General features: G+C 68.4%; 19 protein-coding genes and 1 tRNA gene. 11 read left to right on the top strand and 9 right to left on the bottom strand.

Features of this window, described 5'->3' with window-relative positions:
* Position 1 precedes the first annotated feature (1 nt).
* Genes AC07PF_RS22115 through AC07PF_RS22085 form a run of 7 tightly spaced genes read left to right on the top strand, consistent with a single transcriptional unit; the run spans position 2 to position 7266 of the window.
* Entirely contained in the window at positions 2-1711 is a 1710-nt protein-coding gene (locus AC07PF_RS22115; RefSeq protein ID WP_494613293.1) for an ABC transporter permease, read from the top strand.
* A 22-nt stretch (positions 1712-1733) separates the two neighbouring features.
* Positions 1734-2795, top strand: a complete 1062-nt coding sequence (locus AC07PF_RS22110) for an ABC transporter ATP-binding protein (RefSeq protein ID WP_145697358.1) — start codon at positions 1734-1736, stop codon at positions 2793-2795.
* Positions 2795-4018 (top strand): CaiB/BaiF CoA transferase family protein, encoded by a 1224-nt coding sequence (locus tag AC07PF_RS22105; RefSeq protein WP_494613291.1) that lies wholly within the window; start codon positions 2795-2797, stop codon positions 4016-4018. The genes AC07PF_RS22110 and AC07PF_RS22105 overlap by 1 nt, the downstream gene beginning before the upstream one ends.
* Positions 4015-4824 (top strand): enoyl-CoA hydratase, encoded by an 810-nt coding sequence (locus AC07PF_RS22100; RefSeq protein ID WP_494613290.1) that lies wholly within the window; start codon positions 4015-4017, stop codon positions 4822-4824. Before AC07PF_RS22105 ends, AC07PF_RS22100 begins: the two co-directional genes overlap by 4 nt.
* Before the next feature lie 8 nt (positions 4825-4832).
* Entirely contained in the window at positions 4833-5582 is a 750-nt protein-coding gene (locus tag AC07PF_RS22095; RefSeq protein ID WP_494613289.1) for an enoyl-CoA hydratase/isomerase family protein, read from the top strand.
* Positions 5583-5610: 28 nt separating this feature from the next.
* Positions 5611-6570, top strand: coding sequence for a Bug family tripartite tricarboxylate transporter substrate binding protein (locus AC07PF_RS22090; protein WP_494613288.1), 960 nt, complete (start codon positions 5611-5613; stop codon positions 6568-6570).
* A gap of 3 nt (positions 6571-6573) precedes the next feature.
* Positions 6574-7266, top strand: a complete 693-nt coding sequence (locus AC07PF_RS22085; RefSeq protein ID WP_494613287.1) for a glutathione S-transferase N-terminal domain-containing protein — start codon at positions 6574-6576, stop codon at positions 7264-7266.
* On the opposite strand, the gene AC07PF_RS22080 is transcribed toward AC07PF_RS22085, so the two are convergent.
* Positions 7263-8063: a 2-keto-4-pentenoate hydratase gene (locus AC07PF_RS22080; protein ID WP_494613286.1), complete on the bottom strand. Its 801-nt coding sequence runs from the start codon at positions 8061-8063 to the stop codon at positions 7263-7265. The genes AC07PF_RS22085 and AC07PF_RS22080 overlap by 4 nt on opposite strands.
* Before the next feature lie 281 nt (positions 8064-8344).
* On the opposite strand from AC07PF_RS22080, the gene AC07PF_RS22075 reads away from it, so the two are divergent.
* Positions 8345-10366: a methyl-accepting chemotaxis protein gene (locus AC07PF_RS22075; protein WP_494613285.1), complete on the top strand. Its 2022-nt coding sequence runs from the start codon at positions 8345-8347 to the stop codon at positions 10364-10366.
* A 58-nt stretch (positions 10367-10424) separates the two neighbouring features.
* Here the strand turns inward: AC07PF_RS22075 and AC07PF_RS22070 are convergent.
* From AC07PF_RS22070 to AC07PF_RS22060, 3 genes are all read right to left on the bottom strand, one after another.
* A tRNA-Gly gene (locus AC07PF_RS22070) sits at positions 10425-10498 on the bottom strand.
* Positions 10499-10536: 38 nt separating this feature from the next.
* Positions 10537-10902: a ribbon-helix-helix domain-containing protein gene (locus AC07PF_RS22065; protein WP_007857819.1), complete on the bottom strand. Its 366-nt coding sequence runs from the start codon at positions 10900-10902 to the stop codon at positions 10537-10539.
* Between the two features lie 63 nt (positions 10903-10965).
* Positions 10966-11547: a DJ-1/PfpI family protein gene (locus AC07PF_RS22060; RefSeq protein WP_007857818.1), complete on the bottom strand. Its 582-nt coding sequence runs from the start codon at positions 11545-11547 to the stop codon at positions 10966-10968.
* A gap of 287 nt (positions 11548-11834) precedes the next feature.
* Between AC07PF_RS22060 and AC07PF_RS22055 the strand changes: the two genes are divergently transcribed.
* The 3 genes from AC07PF_RS22055 (at position 11835) to AC07PF_RS22045 (ending at position 15373) form a co-directional block, all read left to right on the top strand.
* Positions 11835-12812, top strand: a complete 978-nt coding sequence (locus tag AC07PF_RS22055) for a sulfurtransferase (RefSeq protein WP_494613284.1) — start codon at positions 11835-11837, stop codon at positions 12810-12812.
* Between the two features lie 73 nt (positions 12813-12885).
* Positions 12886-14106: a YeeE/YedE family protein gene (locus AC07PF_RS22050; RefSeq protein ID WP_494613283.1), complete on the top strand. Its 1221-nt coding sequence runs from the start codon at positions 12886-12888 to the stop codon at positions 14104-14106.
* 106 nt (positions 14107-14212) lie between these two features.
* On the top strand, positions 14213-15373 hold the full coding sequence (locus tag AC07PF_RS22045; protein ID WP_494613282.1) for an ROK family protein: 1161 nt from the start codon (positions 14213-14215) through the stop codon (positions 15371-15373).
* Between the two features lie 4 nt (positions 15374-15377).
* Here AC07PF_RS22045 and AC07PF_RS22040 read toward each other — a convergent pair whose 3' ends face one another.
* The 5 genes from AC07PF_RS22040 to AC07PF_RS22020 all read right to left on the bottom strand — a co-directional run bounded on the left by AC07PF_RS22040 (position 15378) and on the right by AC07PF_RS22020 (position 20144).
* Positions 15378-15731 (bottom strand): hypothetical protein, encoded by a 354-nt coding sequence (locus tag AC07PF_RS22040; RefSeq protein ID WP_007861428.1) that lies wholly within the window; start codon positions 15729-15731, stop codon positions 15378-15380.
* 169 nt (positions 15732-15900) lie between these two features.
* Complete coding sequence (locus tag AC07PF_RS22035) at positions 15901-16257, bottom strand: hypothetical protein (RefSeq protein WP_007861430.1); 357 nt, start codon at positions 16255-16257, stop codon at positions 15901-15903.
* Between the two features lie 160 nt (positions 16258-16417).
* The gene (locus tag AC07PF_RS22030; protein ID WP_494613281.1) at positions 16418-17896 is read right to left on the bottom strand and encodes an NAD-dependent succinate-semialdehyde dehydrogenase; all 1479 of its coding nucleotides are present in this window, start codon (positions 17894-17896) and stop codon (positions 16418-16420) included.
* Positions 17897-18015: 119 nt separating this feature from the next.
* Complete coding sequence (locus AC07PF_RS22025) at positions 18016-18834, bottom strand: ABC transporter permease (RefSeq protein ID WP_494613280.1); 819 nt, start codon at positions 18832-18834, stop codon at positions 18016-18018.
* 44 nt (positions 18835-18878) lie between these two features.
* Complete coding sequence (locus AC07PF_RS22020) at positions 18879-20144, bottom strand: ABC transporter permease (RefSeq protein WP_494613279.1); 1266 nt, start codon at positions 20142-20144, stop codon at positions 18879-18881.
* Positions 20145-20157: the final 13 nt, after the last annotated feature.

Raw genomic sequence — 20157 nt, 5'->3', positions numbered from 1 at the left:
CATGGCCATCCCCGCCCCGGCCATGGGCCGCTTTTCCGCCCGCTTCGGCGACCCGGCCGTGTGGCTGTTCGGCGTGCTCATTGCCGTGCTGATCCTGCTGGTGGCCAATCCCATCCTGCGCCTGGTGTGGGACAGCTTCCATACCGCAGAGGGCGCCTGGTCGCTTCAGAGCTATGCGCAGGCCCTGGGCCGTGGCCGCAACCTGCAGGCACTGCTCAACTCGCTGTACCTGGGTGCGGCGGTCACGGCCATCGCCCTCGCGCTGGGCGTGCCGCTGGCGCTGGCGGTCTCGCGCACCAACATGCCGGGCCGCGGATTCACGCACCTGAGCGTGCTGGCGGCCTTCGTCATGCCCAACTTCCTGGGCGCCATCGCCTGGATCCTGCTCGCCGGCCCCAATGCCGGCTGGCTCAACCGCCTGGTCGTGGAACTCACCGGGGTGCAGAAGGGGCCCTTCAATATCTTCAGCTTCTGGGGCCTGGCCTTCGTCATCGCGCTGTACACCTACCCGCTGATCTACGTGTTCACCAAGTCGGCGCTCGACCTGGTGTCCACCGAGCTGGAAGACGCCGCCAGCATCCACGGGGCTGGCAAGTTCCAGACCATGGCGCGCGTGACGCTTCCGCTGGTGCTGCCCTCCATCATCGGTGCGGCCATCCTGATCTTTCTGGAGGCGATTGCCCTGTACGGCACGCCGGCGCTGATCGCCATCCCCGCGCGCATCAACCTGGCCACCACGCAGATCGTGTCGTTCTTCCAGTACCCGCTGCAGGTGGAGCAGGCGGCGGCGTTCTCCATGCCCATCCTGCTGCTCACCATCGTCATGCTCATGCTGCAGCGCAAGCTGCTGGCGCGGCGCGGCTATGTGTCGGTGTCGGGCAAGGGTGGGGAGCGGCGGCCTTTCGACATCGGCGCCTGGAAGTGGCTGCTGCTGGCCTACTCGGCGCTGGTGGCCCTGCTCAGCGTGTTGATGCCGCTGGCCATCCTGGTGCTGGCCTCGTTCTCCAAAGCCTGGGGCAAGGGGCTGGCGCTCAGCAACCTCACGCTGGCCAATTTCCACGGCATCTTCTTCGAGCAGCTCACGGTGCGCTCGGCCATCGCCAACACGGTGCTGTATTCGGGCGCCACGGCGCTGGTCTGCGTGGGCATGGGCATCTGCATCGCCTACGCCACGCAGCGGCGCATCACGCCGTTTCCGGTGCTGGTGCAGTTCCTGGCGCTGGCGCCCGTGGCGGTGCCGGGGCTCATCCTGGCCATCGGCCTGTATGCCGCGTACGCCGGGCCACCGTTCTCGCTGTACGGCATGGGTGTGCTGATCGTGATCGCCTTCACCACGCGCTTTTTGCCGATCTCGGTGGCCGCCAGCGCGGCGGGCGTGCGCGCGCTCAACCCCGAGCTGGAGGAGGCCGTGCGCATCCTGGGCGGTGGCCGCATCACGGTGCTCACGCGGGTGGTCGCGCCGCTGCTCAAGAAGACGCTGGTGGGGGCCTTCATCCTGGTGTTCGTGATCTGCACCAAGGAGCTGTCCACCGCGGTGTTCCTCACCGGGCCGGGTTCGCGCGTGGTCTCGGTGCTCACCCTGGACCTGAGCGAGCAGGGCAACTACGAAACGCTGGCCGCCATGGGCGTGGTGCTGGTGGTGATCGTCACCGTGGTCGTGGCCATCGGCATGAAGCTCGCGGGGCGCGACTTCATGCTGCGCCGGGGCTGATGCATTCAGAAAGCAAACAAAAATGTCCAAACTCGAACTCAAAGACCTGCGCAAGAACTACGGCAGCGCGTCCGTGGTGGATGGCGTGTCCCTGCAGCTGCGGCGCGGCGAACTGGTCACCCTGCTGGGCCCCTCGGGCTGCGGCAAGACCACCACCTTGCGCATGATCGCGGGCTTCATCGAACCCAGCGCCGGCGCCATCCTGGTGGACGGGCGCGAGGTCTCCACGCCCACGCGCTCGGTGCCGCCCGAGCACCGCGGCATGTCGATGATCTTCCAGAGCTATGCCATCTGGCCCAACATGACCGTGGCCGAGAACGTGGGCTTCGGCCTGCAGGTGCGCAAGACGCCCGCGGCCGAGACCGCGCAGCGCGTCAAGGAGATGCTCGACGTGGTCAAGCTCGGCCCCTACGCGCAGCGCTACCCGGCCGAGCTGTCGGGCGGGCAGCAGCAGCGCGTGGCCCTGGCCCGGGCCATGATCGTGCGGCCCGAGGTGCTGCTGCTCGACGAGCCGCTGTCCAACCTCGACGCCAACCTGCGCGAGGAAATGGCCGCGGAAATCCGCCGTCTGCACGACGAATTCCGCTTCACCACCGTCTACGTCACGCACGACCAGACCGAGGCGATGGCCATCTCCGACCGCATCGCCGTGCTGCACCAGGGCCGCCTGGAGCAGATCGACACGCCCTGGAACCTCTACAACCGCCCGCAGACGCCCTTCGTCGCGGGCTTCATCGGCAAGACCAACCTGGTGCAGGGGGCGGTGCAGGGCGGGCACATGCGGCTCGACGGCCTGCCCGATGGCATTCCCCTGCAGGCCGGGCTGGATGGCGACCGCGCCAGCCTGCAGGCCTCCATCCGCCCGCAGTCGCTGTACCTGGGCGCCGGGCCCGATGGCGCCGTGCCGCTGGGTGCCGTGTCGGTCGTGGGCCGCACCTACCTGGGCGAGTACTGGCACTACCTGGTGCAGCCCAGCGCGGGCGGCGGCACGCTCAAGGTCCACGCGGTGCCGTCCATGGTGCTCGAGGTGGGGCAGCAATCGGTGATCTACGTCGATCCCGCAGCCGTGGCAGCGGTGCAGTGATGTCTTCCATGAACGAACTCCCCATGCAAGTCCCCTCCACTGCCACCGCTCCCATGCCCCTGGCGGGCTACCGCGTGCTCGACCTGACCATCGCACGTGCCGGCCCGGTGGCCGTGCGCCTGCTGGCCGACTGGGGTGCCGACGTCGTGCGCATCGATCCGCCCGACCGCAAACCCACGCTGGGGCCGCGCCGCGGCTCCGACGAGCAGAACCTGCACCGCAACAAGCGCAGCCTGAGCGTCAACCTCAAGACCGCCGAGGGCATGCGCGTGCTGCGCCAGCTGGTCGAGCGCAGCGACGTGGTGGTGGAGAACTTCCGCTCCTCGGTCAAGCAGCGCCTGGGGCTCACCTACGAAGCCCTGAGCGCGGTGAACCCGCGCATCATCCTGGCCAGCATCTCGGGCTTCGGGCAGACCGGCCCGTATGCCGAGCGCCCAGGGCTCGACCAGATCGTGCAGGGCATGAGCGGGCTCAGCTCCGTCACCGGCGAGCCGGGGCGCGGCCCCTACCGCACCGGCATCGCCATTTCTGACACCACGGCCGGCATGTTTCTTGGCCAGGGCATCCTGCTGGCGCTGCTGCACCGCGAGCGCACGGGTGAGGGCCAGTGGGTGCACACCTCGCTGCTCGAGGCCATGCTCAACAAGCTCGACTTCCAGGGCGCGCGCTACACCGTGGACGGCAAGGTGCCAGGCCAGGAGGGCAATTCGCACCCCACGCTGGTGCCCATGGGTACCTTCGAGGCGCGCGATGGCCAGGTCAACATCTGCGGGCCCGGCGCTGCCATGTGGGCCAAGCTCTGCGACTTTCTGCAGGCGCCGCACCTGGCCCAGGACGAACGCTACAAGGACCAGCCTTCTCGCCTGGCCCACCGGCGCGAGCTGGAGGAGGCCATCAGTGCGATCACCCGCCAGTTCGGCGTGGCCGAACTCGTGGAACGCCTGAACCAGGCCGGCGTGCCCTGCGGGCCGGTGTACGACATCGGCCAGGCCTTCGAGGATGCGCAGGCCCGGCACCTGCGCATGACGCGCCCGGCGCCCCATGCCGAGCTGGGTGCGTTGCAGCTGCTGCGCTCGCCCATCAACCTGTCGGCCTGCGCGCATGCCGAGGCCTTCCACCGCGCCGCGCCCGATGCCGGCGAACACACCGACGACGTGCTGCGCGAGCTGGGCTATGGCGCCGAAGCGATCACTGCCCTGCGCAGCGAAGGGGCCGTGGCATGAGCGCGCTGGACCTGAAAACGCCACGCATCCTGGCCGAGGTGCAGGGCGGCGTGGGCTGGATCACCTTCAACCATCCCGAGCGGCGCAACGCCATGTCGCTGGACATGTGGCAGGGCCTGGGCATCGCGGCCGAGGCCTTCGAGCGCGACCCGGCCGTGCGTGCCGTGGTCATGAAAGGGGCGGGCGGCAAGGCCTTCGTTTCGGGGGCCGACATTTCTGAATTCGAGCAGCACCGCGCGGACGCAGCGCAGAAGCAGACCTACGACGAGATCGCCGCGCGTGGCCACGCCGGCCTGGCCGCGCTGACCAAGCCGCTGATCGCCATGATCGAAGGCTATTGCGTGGGCGGCGGCCTGGCGATCGCGCTGGCGGCCGACGTGCGCTTCGCGGCGGCATCCTCGCGCTTTGCCATCCCCGCAGCCCGGCTCGGCCTGGGTTACGACTACCGGGGCGTGGCGGCGCTGGCGCGCCTGGTCGGGCCGTCCACCGCCAAGGACATCCTGTTCAGCGCGCGCTTCCTGGAGGCCGACGAGGCGCTGCGCGTGGGCCTGGTCAATTGCGTGGTCGACGATGGCGCACCGCTCGGGGAGCGCGTGGCCGCCTATGCCGCGCAGATCGCCGCCAATGCCCCGCTGACCGTGCATGCCGCCAAGCAGGCGCTGCAGGCATTCGAGCACTATTCCGATGCGGCCGAAGGCGCCGACGCGGTGGCAGCCCTGGTGCTGCGCTGCTTCGACAGCGAGGACTACCGGGAAGGCCGCCGCGCCTTCCTGGCCAAACGCCAACCCCAATTCCAAGGCCGATGAGATCCCCGATGAACGCACTTCCCGAACTCACCACCGATGGCGCCGTGGCCACCATCACCCTGCGTCGGCCCGACCAGGCCAACCGCCTCACGGCCGATGACCTGGAGCACCTGGCCGGGCTGATCGAGCAGGTCAATGCGCGCCCTGAACTGCTGGTGCTGCAATTGCGCAGCACCGGCAAATACTTCTGCAGCGGCTACGACATCGGCAGCATCGGCGCCCCGCGCAAGATCGATTTCGCCGGCATGGTCGATGCGCTGGAGATGGCTCGGCCCGTGACCATCGCCGTGCTGCACGGCGGCGTCTATGGCGGCGCCACCGACCTGGCGCTGGCCTGCGATTTCCGCGTGGGGGCCGAGGGCATCGACATGTTCATGCCGGCCGCGCGCCTGGGCCTGCACTACTACCGCTCGGGCATGGAGCGCTATGTGAGCCGGCTGGGGCTGGACAATGCCAAGCTGCTGTTCCTCACCGCGCGCAAGATCGGAGCAGCGCAGATGCTGCGCATCGGCTACCTCACGCTGCTGGTGGAGGCGGCGCAACTGGAGCAGGAGGTGGCCGACCTGGCGCGCGACTGCGCCAGCATGGCGCCGCTGGCCCTGGTGGGCATGAAGCGCCACCTCAACCGCATGGCCCGGGGCACGCTGGACGTGGAGGCGTTCAACGCCGATGCCTTGCGCGCCTACCAGTCGGCCGACCTGCGCGAGGGCCAGGCGGCCTGGGCGCAAAAGCGCACGCCCCAATTCACGGGTCGGTGATGAACGGCCTGCAACGGAGACCTCCCCCATGAAACTGCACTGCATTGCCTGGAGCCTGCTGCTGGGCCTGGCAGCCTCGGCCCAGGCCAGCGACTACCCCGCCAAACCCATCCGCCTCATCGTGGGCTATTCGCCCTCGGGTGCGGGCGATGGCATCGCGCGCATCGTGGCCGAGGCCATGGGCAGGGAGCTGGGGCAGGGCATCGTCGTCGACAACAAGCCCGGCGCCGGCAGCACACTGGCCTCCACCCTGCTGTCGCGTGCACCGGCCGACGGCTACACCATCGGCCTGGCCACGGGCACGCTCTACGGCATCGACCAGCACCTGTACGGCGTGCGCTACACCCCTGCAGATTTCACGCCCATCAACCGCCTGACTGTCTCGCCGCTGGTGCTGGCGGTCAGCCCCAAGAGCGGCATCACGCAGCTCAAGGACCTGGTGGCCACGGCCAGGGCGCGGCCGGGCCAGCTCGACTACGCCTCGTCGGGCATCGGCGGCTCACCGCACCTGGCGGCGCTGACCTTCGAGAAGGCCATCGACGCGGCCATGGTGCACATCCCCTTCAAGGGCGGCGCACCGGCGCTGCAGGCCGTGGCCACCGGCGAGGTGGACCTGTCGTTCGGTACCGCGGCCTCGGTGCTGCCCCTGGGCCGCCAGGGCGTGGTGAAAATGCTGGGCGTGACCACGCAGCAGCCCTCGGCCGTGGCGCCCGGCGTGCCCACGCTCGACTCGCAGGGGCTGCCGGGTTTCGAGTTCTCGTTCTGGTTCGGGCTGTTCGGCCCGGCCAGGCTGCCGCCCGAGGTGCATGCGCGCCTGGTTGCTGCGTCCAACAAGGTGCTGGCCGACCCGCAGGTGCAGGAGAAGCTGCTGTCCACCGGCAACGAGGCAGCACCCTTCAAGTCCGTGGCGGAGTTCAGTGCCTGGGCCGCCGGGGCCGGCAGGGCCCAGCTCGAGCGCGTGAAGAACGCCAACGTGAAGGTGGAGTGACCGATGATCGACGTCTATTCCTGGGCCACGCCCAATGGCCACAAGGTCCACATCCTGCTGGAGGAGTGCGGTCTGCCTTACCGGGCACACCCCGTGAACATCGGCACGGGCGAGCAGTTCCGGCCCGAGTTCCTGGCCATCAGCCCGAACAACAAGATCCCGGCGATCCGGGACCCTGAAGGCCCGGGCGGTGAACCCATCACCCTGTTCGAGTCGGGCGCCATCCTGCTGTACCTGGCGGGCAAGACCGGGCGCTTTCTGCCGCCCGGTGATCGGGGGCGCTACGAGGTGCTGCAGTGGCTCATGTTCCAGATGGGCGGCGTGGGGCCCATGTTGGGGCAGAACCACCATTTCAGGCTGTATGCGCCCGAGAAGATCCCCTACGCCATCGACCGCTACACCAACGAAGCGAAGCGACTCTATGGCGTGATCGAGCGGCGGTTGGCGGCCAGCCCCTGGCTGGGCGGCGAGCAATACTCGATTGCCGACATGGCCGTATGGCCCTGGCTGCGCAACTGGGAAAAGCAGGGCATTACCCTGTCGGACCACCCGCACCTCGAACGCTGGTTTGCCGCCGTGGGCAGCCGCCCCGCCGTGCAGCGCGGCATCGCCGTGCTGGCCGACCTGCGCAAGCCCGCTCACGATGAACGGGCGCGCGAGGTGCTGTTCGGGGCACGGCAGTACGCGAAGCGTTAGCCCCGGAGTGTGACCGACAGCCGCGACAGCGGCGCGTCGAAATCCGCGCTCCAGCGCTGGCCGGGCTGCACGGGCCAGGCATCGGTCCAGGTGCCGGTGGTCACCACGTCGCCGGGCTGCAGGTCCGGCGCACCAGGGCAGGCGCGCAGTTCTTTCAGGAAATGGTGCAGGGCGTTCAAGGGGCCGCCCAGGACGTTGGCGCCCTGGCCCTGTTCCACCGCTTCGCCATCGCGCAGCAGCGATACGCGCGCGGCCGCCAGCTGCTGGTCGAGCCCGGCCGCCGAGCGGGCGAATTCACGCACCGGGCGTTGCGGGCCCACCAGCAGCCGCGCATGCAGCGCGCTGTCGGCCACGGTCTGGGCGGCGGTGAACTTCCAGCCCGGCTGGTGCGACTGCACGATCTCGAAACCCGGCGCCACCCAGTCGATGGCATCGAACAGATCGTCCAGCGACGCATCAGGCGCCGGCGTGGCCTTCAGGCCGAAGACCGCCTCGGGCTCCAGGCGTGGCTGGGCGCAGTGGTCCAGCGACACGCTGCCGTCACCCGCGCAGAAACCCAGCGTGGTCGACCATACCGTGCCCCAGATCGGCCCGAACACGTTGTAGTGCGCCCAGATATTGCGGTTGGTGAAGCCGATCTTGTAGCCGCGGGGCACCTCGCCGCGGGCAGTGCGCAACGCGCGCACGGCCAGGGCCTGCTGGTAGGCGGTGGGCACATCGCCCTCGATGCCCGCGGCTGCCTGGGCAGGCCACAGCAGGCCGCTGTCGTAGTGCGCGAGGAGTGTGTCGGGGGTCATGTTCAGCGGGCTCCTGGGTGGATGCGACCAGCCTCCCTGGCAAGCCCGGATACAGGGCTGCCGGGGGCGTGCTGCAGTGTATCCATGCAGGGGTTCGGGCTGCGCATTGCTGTTTGCACGCTTGCGGGGCTGGCCTTTATGCGTCACAAAGACGCAAGATGGAGACAGATGGCCCCAGGCGATGCCGGGCCAATGCCGGAGGGCTGACGGCGGCGTTTACATTTGGACTGATTGAAAACACCTATTGACATTTGAATATTTTTATTCGAAGGGTCCATGCCATGAGAAATTTTGCCTCCCGATCCATTGCCTTCAAGCTGTCCTTCGTGGCCCTGGCCAGCCTGCTGGTGGTGCTGCTGTCCACCATGGCCCTGGTCAGCAGCATGGTGTGGAAGAGCTTTGGTGCAGCGTCCCGTGGCGAGGTGCGGCAATACGCATCGCAGGTCGCCACCCTGGTTAAGACCATGGACGAATCGGCCCAGCAACTGGCACGGCGTGATTTCGGCCTGTTGAAATCACGCTTTGCGGGGGCTTTCAGCCTGGCCGAGCAGCCTGGTGCCGATGGCAAGCCCGAGGCGGTACTGAGCTTCCAGGGCAACCCGCTCAATGGCAATTTCGAACTGGTGGACCGCTTTTCCAGCGACGCCCAAGGTGCGGTGGCGACGATCTTCGCGCGCACGGGCGATGACTTCATCCGCGTGACCACCTCGCTCAAGAAGCAGGACGGCGAGCGTGCCTTCAAGACCCTGCTGGACCGCAAGCACCCGGCCTATGCGCTCATGGCCGAGGGCAAGCCCTACATCGGCCGCGCCAACCTGTTCGGCCGGGACTACATGACCGTGTACGAACCCATCCGCGAGGGCAACCGCACCATTGGCATCCTGTTCATCGGCTCCGACATCGCGCCCATCCTGGGCAGCCTGGGCGAACTGATGGCCAGCCGCAAGCTGTTCGACACAGGGGCCGTCTACGCGGTCGACGTCTCGTCGGGGCCGGCGCGCGGCCGCATCACAGGCCTGGGCGGCTCGGGCACGCCGCCGGTCGTGGACGAGAAGGGGGAGGAGGGCAAGGCCTGGCTCGCATCCCTCACGGCGGCGGAGCAGTCCGGCGACTTCGAGGCGTCCTGGTCCCCGCGCCCTTCCGGCAATGCCAGCGCGCGCCGCTATGTTGCGGTGGAACGCTACAAGCCCTGGAACTGGGCCGTCGTGGCCGAGGCGCCCGTGGCCGAGCTCACGGGAGAGGCGCGCAGCGCATTGACCTGGCTGTGGCTGGGGGTGCTGGTGGCGCTGGTGCTGCTGGCCGTGGTGCTGGTGCAGGCCACCCGGCGCCTGGTGGGCGCACCGGTGCAGCAGTTGAGCACGGCCCTGGGCTACCTCGCGCAGGGTGACCTGACGCACGGCGTCAGCATAAAGTCCCGCGACGAGATCGGCACGCTGGCGCAGGCCATGGAAGGCTTTCGCCTGCGCCTGCTGGAGAGCCTGGGCACGGTGCGCGCCAGTGCCGAAAGCGTGTCGGCCGCCAGCTCCCAGATCGCCCAGGGCAACCAGGACCTGTCGGCCCGCACCGAAAGCCAGGCCAGTTCGCTGGAGCAGACCTCGGCCAGCATGGAAGAGCTGGGCGCGACCATCCGCCACAACGCGGACGGTGCCGCCCAGGCCAACCAGCTGGCCGTGCGCGCCAGCCAGGTGGCGACCGATGGCGGCAAGGTCGTGTCCCAGGTGGTCAGCACCATGCATGGCATCAACACCAGCAGCCAAAAGATTGCCGACATCATCGGCGTGATCGACGGCATCGCCTTCCAGACCAACATCCTGGCGCTCAACGCCGCCGTGGAAGCCGCGCGCGCGGGCGAGCAGGGCCGCGGCTTTGCCGTGGTGGCTGCCGAGGTGCGCAACCTGGCGCAGCGCACGGCGGCCGAGGCCAAGGCCATCAAGGAATTGATCGGGGCCAGCAGCGCCATGGTGCAGCAGGGCTCGGTGCTGGCCGACCAGGCCGGAGCCACCATGCAGGAGGTCGTGCAGTCCATCGGGCGCGTGGCCAGCATGGTCGCCGAGATCAGCGCTGCCAGCAGCGAGCAGACCGCCGGCGTCGGCCAGGTGGGCGAAGCCGTCACCCAGCTCGACCAGGCCACGCAGCAGAATGCCGCCCTGGTGGAGGAGATGGCGGCCGCTGCCAGCAGCCTGCGCACCCAGGCCGAGCAGATGGTCGGGGCCGTTGCGCAGTTTGAGCTGGGCAGCGGCGGCGCGCACCCTGTGCCGGCCCTGCGCGGCAAGCCGCAGGCGCGCCTCAGCGCGGCACGCTGACTGCGTGGCTCGGGGGAACAGGAACCAGGGGGAGAGGACGGACGTCCGAGAGAAGAACTGGAGCGGGTGAAGGGAATCGAACCCTCGTCAGTTGCTTGGGAAGCAACAGCTCTGCCATTGAGCTACACCCGCAGTGCGCCGGATTATAGGGGCACTGCTGCCGGGCCGATTCACGCAGCCTGCGCCAGCACGGTGCGCCGTCCCTCGGTGGCCAGCACCTGCTGGGCATTGAGGCTGCGGATGGGGATCGATGCATCCTGCGGGATGCCGCCCGACAGCTGCAGCGCCATGTAGCGGCCACAGCACACGCGCAGGAACGAAGCGAAGTTGTCCACCTCGCCGCGCTCGGCCACCAGTTCGTCGTACAGCTTCGTGCACAGCTGGGGCACGCCCATGCCATCGCGCCGGGCGATCTCGCCGAGCACTTGCCAGAACAGGTTTTCCAGCCGGATGCTGGTGGCCACCCCGTGCAGCCGCACCGAGCGGGCGCGGCTTTCGTACAGGGTGGGATCGGCGCTGATGAATACCTGGCACATGCTTGCGGCCTTTCAGAAACGGCCTCCATCATCGGAGGCCGTTGCCGTGGCGTCAAACGGTGCTTACAAACTGATGCGCGTGCCCAGCAAGGCCAGGAACTGTGCAATCCAGGCCGGGTGCGCCGGCCAGGCCGGGGCGGACACCAGGTTGCCTTCGGTCACGGCGGCGTCGATGGCGATCTCGGCGTAGGTGCCGCCCGCGATCTCCACCTCGGCCCGGCAGGCCGGGTAGGCCGAGCAGGTGCGGCCCTTGAGCACGCCGGCACCGGCCAGCAGTTGCGCGCCATGGCACACGGCGGCGACAGGCTTGTTGGTGTCGAAGAAGTGCTTTACCGCCGAGACCACCGCCGGGTAGGTGCGCAGGTACTCGGGGCCGCGGCCACCGGGGATCACCAGCGCGTCGTAGCTGGCCACGTCCAGGCCGGCAAAGGTGGCGTTCAAGGTGAAGTTGTGGCCCGGCTTTTCGCTGTAGGTCTGTGCGCCCTCGAAGTCGTGGATCGCCGTCTTGATGTGGTCGCCGGCCTTCTTGTCCGGGCACACCGCATGCACCGTGTGGCCCACGGCCAGCAGGGCCTGGAAGGGCACCATGGTCTCGTAGTCCTCGCAGTAGTCGCCGCACAGCATGAGTATCTTTTTCGCCGCCATCGTGTGTCTCCTCAAAGGTCAGGGGAGTCCATTGTTGGGTTGCGGGGCGTGTGGTGGGTGTTAGCCGGCTACTACATGCGGCGCAGCTCCAGGCCATTCCCATTGGGGGTAAACCAGGGCCCGTGCCGGGCAGATCCCATACGTCCCATCCGGGCATGCTCGCGCCTTTTTCGCATAACCAAGCGCGTTTTGCTTTGTTCCGCAGCCGGCGCCGAGCCCCTAAATTCCGTTCATCGGTTGCCGCAATGGTTGCAGCACCGGCCACCCGACAAGAGAGGATGACCCGCATGAGCCAGCCACAGCACACGACGACGATCCACCCCACCCAGCCCCTGGGCCGCCGCCTCGGCGCATGGGTACTGGGTGCCGGCATGGCGCTGGGCGCATCGCTGGCCTGGGCGGCCACGCCCATCCCGGCGGGCCCGCTGGTCAGCACCGAGTGGCTGGCGCAGAACCTCGACAACACCCAGGTGCGCATCGTCGAGGTCAGCGTGAACCCGGGCCTGTACGAACGCAGCCACGTGCCCGGCGCCGTGAACTTCTCCTGGCACCAGGACCTGAACGACAAGGTGCGCCGCGACATCGTCGGCAAGGAGGCCTTCGAGGCGCTACTGTCCAAGGCCGGCGTGACGCCCGAGACCACCGTGGTGCTCTACGGAGACACCAACAACTGGTTTGCCGCCTGGGGCGCCTGGGTGTTCGACATTTACGGGGTGAAGAACGTCAAGCTGCTCGATGGGGGCCGCAAGAAGTGGGAGGCCGAGAACCAGCCGCTGAACAACCGCGTGCCCGAGTTCACGGCCAGCAACTACAAGGTCACGCAGGTGAACACGCAGCTGCGCGCCCGCCTTGCCGACACCCTGGCCGCGGCCGAGGGCAAGAGCAACGCCAAGCTGGTGGACATCCGCTCGGCCGACGAATATTCCGGCAAGATCTTTGCGCCGGCCGGCGTGCCCGAGCTGAGCATCCGCGCCGGCCACATCCCTGGTGCTGCCAACGTACCCTGGGGCCAGGCGGTCAAGGAAGACGGTACCTTCAAGTCGGCGGACGACCTGAAGAAGCTCTATGCCAACGTGGGCATCGACGGCAGCAAGCCGGTCATCACCTACTGCCGCATCGGCGAGCGCTCCAGCCACACCTGGTTCGCGCTGTCCAAGATCCTGGGCTACAGCGTGAAGAACTACGACGGCTCGTGGACGGAATACGGCAACGCCGTGGGCGTGCCCATCAACAACCCGGCCGGCACGGTCTGGGCCGCCAAATAAGGCGTACCGAGTTTTTTGGTAGGGGGTCTCTTTACAGCCCGCTTCGGCGGGCTTTTTTTCGTTCCGGTGCCACATGACGACGACAAGCAACAAGCAGCCATTCCCATTCCTTTCTCCCATCGCTGCAGTGGCCCTGCTGACGGCATTGGCCCTGTCCACCCGCTGGATCGAGGGCCTGGCCGGTGGGCGCACGCTGGTCTTTGCACTGGTGACCGGTGCCGTGCTGGGCCTGGTGCTGCAGCGCTCGCGCTTTTGCTTTTACTGCCATGCGCGCGACTGGTTCGAGGACGGCAACCCGCGCGGCCTGCTGGCCATCGTGCTGGCGCTGGCCGTGGGCCTGGTGGGCTACACCGTGGTGCTGGGCGGCTGGCTGCCGGTGCCGCAGCCGGGCAAGCTGCCGCCGGACATGCACATCGGCCCCGTGAGCTGGGTGCTGGTGGCCGCCGGCCTGTCGTTCGGTGCCGGCATGGTGGTCTCGGGCTCGTGCATCAGCGCGCACTGGTACCGGCTGGCCGAGGGCTCGGCGGTCTCGCCGTTTGCGCTGCTGGGCTCGGCGCTGGGCTTCATCCTCGGGTTCAAGACCTGGAACGGCCTGTACAGCCTGAGTGTGGCCGATGCACCCGTGGTCTGGCTGCCCGCACACCTGGGCTACGGCGGAGCGCTGCTCGCGCAACTGGCGGTGCTGGCCGCGTTGGCGGCCTGGCTGTGGCGCGGCTTTGCGCGCGAGCCGGTGGGCGAGGGCGTGCGCGGGGTGGGCGTCCCAGGCCTGCGCGCCGTGTGGCGGCGGCTGTGGGTCGGGCGCTGGAGCTACTGGGTCGGCGGCCTGGCCGTGGGGCTCATCGGTGCACTGGCCATCGTGCGCATGCGCCCGCTGGGCGTGACGGCCACGCTGGGCAGCGCGGCGCGCCAGTGGGCGCAAGGCCAGGGCTGGATCCCCGATCGGCTCGACGGGCTCGACGGCTTTGCCGGTTGCGCCACGCTGCCCCAGTCCACCTGGCTCACGCCCAATGCGCTGCTGCTCGCCGGGCTGGTGGCCGGTGCCTTCATCGCCGCGCTGGCCAGCCGCCAGTTCGCGCCGCGCTGGCCCACCTGGCGCGATGCCGTGCGCGGGCTCTCGGGCGGCGTGCTGCTGGGCTGGGGCGCGATGACCGGGTTGGGCTGCACCATCGGTACCCTGCTCTCGGGCGGCATGGCCGGGGCACTCTCGGGCTGGGTGTTCGCGGCGGCCCTGTTCCTTGCGGTATGGGCCGGTCTGCGTGCCAAGGCCTTGCTCGGCGGCGTTGCAAAGGCCTGAGGCTGGTGGGGGCATGTCAAGGCGTTGGCTGACGCCACGGCACCGCAGCCTGCGGCACCATGCAGGCACGGCCCCGGGTGCGGGGCCCCATCGCATGAGGGAACGAATGGCTTCCAAGGACAAAGACAAGGACAAGGACAGCAAGGCCAAGAAAGCCACGCCCGACAAGCCCAGTGCCGCGCAGCAGGAAAAGGACGCCAAGGCCCAGCGCGAGCTGGGCATCGTCGGCCCGCACGGCGACATGCGCCTGGCCTCGGTCGTGATCGAGGGCTACAGCCTGGAGCTGCGCGATGGCGACGGCTTCGTGGGCGACGTGGCCAGCCGCACGGCCTTTCGCCACATGCTCGACGCCTGGCGCAAGCTGTTCGCGGCCATGGACGGCAAGGACCCCATGGGGCGCAAGTCCACGCGCGAGCTGAGCAAGCACCAGCTCGATGCCATGCTCGAAAAGGACGGCATCGCCGCCCAGGCCATAGCGGCCGCGTCGGAAGACTATGCGCTGCAGCTGGCGCACGTGGTGCAGCGCTTTCTCAAGCACAAGACCTGGCGCGGCGTCGAGCGCATCATCATCGGCGGAGGCTTTCACCAGAGCGAGGTGGGCAGCCGCTCCATCGCGCGCGCCGGCAAGATCCTCAAGGCCGAGAAGGCGCCCGTGGAGCTGCGCACCCTGCACCACCATGCGGACGAGGGGGGCCTGATCGGCTGGGTGCACCTGGCGCCCCCGGCCCTGCTGCAAAGCTACGATGCCATCCTGGCGGTGGACATCGGCGGCACCAACGTGCGCTGCGGCATCGTGCAGACGCACCTGCACAAGGCACCCGACATGTCATTGGCCGAGGTGGTGCGCCGCGAGAAATGGGCCCATGCCGACGACGAGCCCAAACGCGATGAACTGGTGGAGGGCATCGCCACCATCCTCGAAGACCTGATCGCCTACGCGGAGAAAAAGGAGATCCGCCTGGCACCGTACATCGGCGTGGCCTGCCCGGGCCTGATCGTCGAAGACGGCTCGCTGGCCGGTGGCACGCAGAACCTGCCGGGCAACTGGGAGAGCACGCGCTTCCATCTGCCGCGCGACCTGTGCGAGCGCTTGCCGACCATCGGCGATGGCCGCACCCAGGTCTGCCTGCACAACGACGCCGTGGTGCAGGGCCTCTCGGAGATGCCCTTCACCAACGACGTGGAGCGCTGGGCCATCCTCACCGTGGGCACGGGGCTGGGCAATGCCAGCTTCACCAACCGGCGCGATGCGCCGGGCCAGGGCTGAGTCTTCAGCGCTGGTAGCAGCGGCTGGCGTTCTTCACGATCTTGCAGTTGAAGAGGGTTGCGCTGACGCCCATGGGCCCATGGGTGTAGTCGGCAAGCTGGTTGTCGTTGTAGCGGGTGTGGTGGGGCTGGCCCGTGGGCTTGTCCAGGCTGTCGGACCAGACCTTGATGTGGCAGCTGCCCTTGTTCTGGTCGGCGCAGAACTTGTAGGCCGCCCGTCCGATGTAGTCGGTGTCCTGCGCCTTGTCGGTAGGCACCATGGCGTAGTGCGTGTTGCCGTGGGTCTCGAAGACGTCCAGCGTCTGGGCGTGGGCAACGGCGGTCGCTGCGGTCAGCAGCGCCAGGATCAAGGCTTTCATGGCGGGTTCCCTCCAGAGCGCGCGGCCAGCGGGCAATGTCTCACTGCCTCTGGGATGGATGCGCGCAACCCCCTATGGGCTGCGCACGGTGGCCGGCCGGCCTCGGGATTCTGCGTCGGCGCGGTGCTGCCCGACTGGACGAATTGTCCACCGGCGCTTCGGCGGCCGCTCACTGCTGGTAGCAGCGGCTGGCGGTGGTCACGAGCTTGCAGTTGAACCGGATGCCATCGGCGATGCCGCTGTAGTTGCGCATGTACTCGGCCAGCTTGTTCTCGTCGTACCGTGTATGGAAGGGGTTGCCCGTGGGCTTGTCCAGGCTGTCGGACCAGATCATCACCCGGCAGCTGCCCTTGTTCTGGTCCTGGCAGAACTTGTAGGCCACCCTTTCCATGTACTGGGTGTCGCGCGCCTTGTCGGTGGGCACCATGGCGTAGTGCATGTTGCCGTGGGATTCGAAGACGTCGAGCGTTTGCGCGTGCGCGGCGGAAGTCGCTGCAGTCAGCAGCGCAAGGATCAAGGCTTTCATGTTGGTGGGTTCCCTCTGGGTGCGTGCAGCCGGTGGGCCGCCCTGGAACGGGAGCCTCTTGGTGGTGGAAAGCACGGCAGCCCCGGGTGGGGCTGCCTGCGTTGCCGGCCGCACGCCGGCGATTGTGCCCCAGCGAGGCCGCCGTCGGCCCCAGCCGGGCTTACTTCTGGATATCGCCCAGGCAGAGGTATTTGATCTCCACATAGTCGTCGATGCCATGGTGCGAGCCCTCGCGGCCCAGGCCCGATTGCTTGACGCCGCCGAAGGGCACATGCTCCGTGGCCAGGATGCCCACGTTGATGCCGACCATGCCGTATTCCAGCGCCTCGGCCACGCGGAAGATGCGGCCCACGTCGCGGGTGTAGAAGTAGCTGGCCAGGCCGAACTCGGTGGCGTTGGCAGCGTCGATGGCCTCCTGCTCGGTCTTGAACTTGAAGACCGGGGCGAAGGGCCCGAAGGTCTCCTCGCGCGCGCACAGCATGTCGGGCGTGGCGTTGGCCACCACGGTGGGCTCGAAGAACTGGCCCGCCAGGCGCTTGCCGCCGGCCACCACGCTGCCGCCCTTGGCCAGGGCGTCGTCCACATGGCGCTGCACCTTCACCAGCGCGGCTTCCTCGATCAGCGGGCCCTGGTTCACGCCGTCCTCGAAGCCATTGCCCACCTTGGCCGTCTTCACCTTGGCTGCGAACTTGGCGACGAACTGGTCGTACACGCCTTCCTGCACATAGAAGCGGTTGGTGCACACGCAGGTCTGGCCGGCGTTGCGGTACTTGCTGGCGAAGGCGCCTTCCACGGCACTGTCGATGTCGGCGTCGTCGAACACCAGGAAGGGCGCGTTGCCGCCCAGCTCCAGCGACATCTTCTTGACCGTGGGGGCCGATTGCGCCATCAGGATGCGGCCGACTTCGGTGCTGCCCGTGAAGCTGATGTGGCGCACCACGTCGCTCGCGCACAGCACCTTGCCGATGGCGATCGAGTTACCGCTGTCGGCCGGCAGGATGTTGAACACGCCCGCCGGGATGCCTGCACGGATGGCCAGTTCGGCCGCTGCCAGCGCGGTCAGCGGCGTCAGCTCGGCCGGCTTGATCACCACCGGGCAACCGGCGGCCAGTGCTGGCGCGACCTTGCGCGTGATCATGGCCAGCGGAAAGTTCCACGGCGTGATGGCGGCGCACACGCCGATCGGCTGCTTCAAGACCATCAGCCGGCGGCTGTTGTCGAACTGGGGCAGGGTCTCGCCATTGATGCGCTTGGCCTCCTCGGCAAACCACTCCACGAAGCTCGCGCCGTAGGCCACCTCGCCCTTGGCCTCGGGCAGGGGCTTGCCCTGCTCGGCCGTCATGATGCGGCCCAGGTCGTCCTGGTTCGCCATGAGCAGGTCGTACCACTTGCGCAGCAGGATGCTGCGCTCCTTGGCGGTCTGAGCCTTCCACGCAGGCCAGGCGGCGTTGGCGGCGGCAATCGCGGCCTCGGCGTCGGCCGGGCCCAGGTTGGCCACACTCGCGAGTTTCAGGCCCGTGGCCGGGTCGTTCACGTCGAAGCGGCCCGTGCCCGCCACCCACTGGCCGTTGATGAGGCCATCGGTCTTGAGCAGGCTCGGGTCCTTGAGCAGGGAAAGGGGGGAGTTCTTCATGTCCATGGTGATGTCTCTTGGGGGTGGTCAGGGGTGGTAGGCGCACTGCCGCATGGCAAGCATAGCGGCAGGCTGAAAGCGGGGGGTGTCTCGGGTGTACCAGTGGTTGGGGCGTGTGTTCGCACTCAGGCCCTGCGCCCGCGCAGCCACTCCAGCACCAGCAGCAGGCTGGTGGTGAACAGGATGAGCAGCGTGGCCACGGCGGCAATGGTGGGCGAGATGTTCTCGCGGATCCCGGTGAACATCTGGCGCGGCAGCGTGGCCTGTTCGGCCCCGGCCAGGAAGAGCGTGACCACGACCTCGTCGAACGAGGTGGCGAAGGCGAACAGCGCCCCCGAGACCACGCCGGGTGCGATCACCGGCAGCGTGATGCGAAAGAAGGTCTTGAACGGCGTCTCCCCCAGGCTCAGCGATGCCCGCACCAGGTTGTGGTTGAAGCCCGCCAGGGTGGCCAGCACGGTGGTGAGCACGAAGGGCGCGCCCAGCGCCGCGTGCACGATGACCAGGCCCGCATAGCTGTCGGCCAGGCCCAGCGGTGCGAAATACAGGTAGGTGGCCACGCCGACCACGATGATGGGCACCACCATGGGCGCGATGAGCACGCCCATCAGCAAGCCCTTGAAACGGAAGTCCGCGCGCGACAGGCCCACCGCCGCCAGCGTGCCCAACACCGTGGCGACCAGCGTGGCGGCCGGCGCCACGATGAAGCTGTTGCGCGTGGCGCGCGCCCATTCAGCCGATTCGAACAGGTTGCGGTACCACTTGAGCGACCAGCCGGTGATCGGGTAGGCCAGGAACGAGCTCTCCGAGAACGACAGGGGCACCATCACCAGGATGGGCGCCAGCAGGAACGCGAGCACCGCCACGCACAGCGCGCGCAGCAGCCACCACAGTGCCTTGTCGGTCAGCGTGGCGTAACGGGGGAATTCGGGCAGTCGGAACATGGCGGGTGGGGCGGGGGATGATGGGAGGTGCACAGTCAGGCGGATCAGCCCAGGCTCAGCTCGGCCTTGCCGATGCGGCGGTACACGCCATACAGCACCAGCGTGGCGGCCAGCAGCACGGCACCGAGCGCGCAGGCCATGCCCCAGTTCACCTCGACGTTGGTGTAGCGGGCGATGTAGTAGCTGAGCATCTGGTCGTCGGCGCCGCCCAGCAGCGCCGGTGTCACGTAGTAGCCGATGGCGAGGATGAACACCAGCAAGGCCCCGGCACCGATGCCCGGGTAGGTCTGCGGCACATACACCCGAAAGAAGGCCGCCAGGGGCGGGCTGCCCAGCGACACGGCGGCACGCACGTAGGTGGCGGGCACGTTCTTCATCACGCTGTACAGCGGCAGGATCATGAACGGCAGCAGGATGTGCACCATGGCGATCACCACGCCCGTGCGGTTGAACAGCAGGGCCAGCGGTTCGCTCACGAGGCCCAGCCCCATCAGCCCGCGGTTGACCAGGCCTTCGGACTGCAGCAGCACGATCCAGGCGGCCACGCGCACCAGGATGGAAGTCCAGAACGGCACCAGCACCAGGATCATCAGCACATTGGCCGGGCGCGCCGGCAGCGAAGCCAGCCACCAGGCCAGCGGGTAGCCGATGGCCAGGCAGATGAGCGTGACCACCAGGCTGATGTGGAAGGTGCGCAGCAGGATGCTGCCGAACGCGCGCTGCTGCTCGGGCATGCGTTCCACCTGGCCCAGCGCGTCGCGCTGCAGGTCCACCGAGGCGAGCAGGTAGTCCGGTGTCCAGCGCGCGCCATTGCGCGCGATGGCGCGCCACAGCGGCGCTTCGCTCCAGCGCGGGTCCTTGGCGATCAATTGGTCGCGCATGGATTCGGGCGTGCCCGCCGTGGGCAGGGCGCGGTACGCACCCATGATGAGGGAGCGGGCGCCGGGCACGTCGGAGTTGAGCCGGCGCGCCAGCGCTCCGGCGTCGGCGCTGTCCGGCAGGCGCGCCAGATCGCGCACCAGCGCGGCATACGCGGCCGGGCCGGGCGCCTCCTGGCGGTTCCAGCCTTCGAGCGCGGAAATGGTGGCCGGCAGCGCGTTGGCCACCTCGGGGTTCTCGATCGCGCGCTGCAGCAGCGCCACGATGGGGACCAGCAGGGTGAGCAGCAGGAACACCAGCAGCGGCAGGGTGAGTGCGAACGCCCGCCACTTGCGGCGTGACTCTGCGCGCGACAGGGCCTTGCGCAGTGCGCCGGGCGTGCTGGCGCCCGGTGCGCTTGCGGCGGGGATGGCGAGGGTGGCTGGCTGCATGGTGTCCTGTGCT

It is taken from the genome of Acidovorax sp. GW821-FHT10A04 (assembly GCF_059415825.1).
The sequence above is the reverse complement of the archived record's forward strand: the minus strand, read 5'-3'. Positions and strand labels throughout refer to the sequence as shown.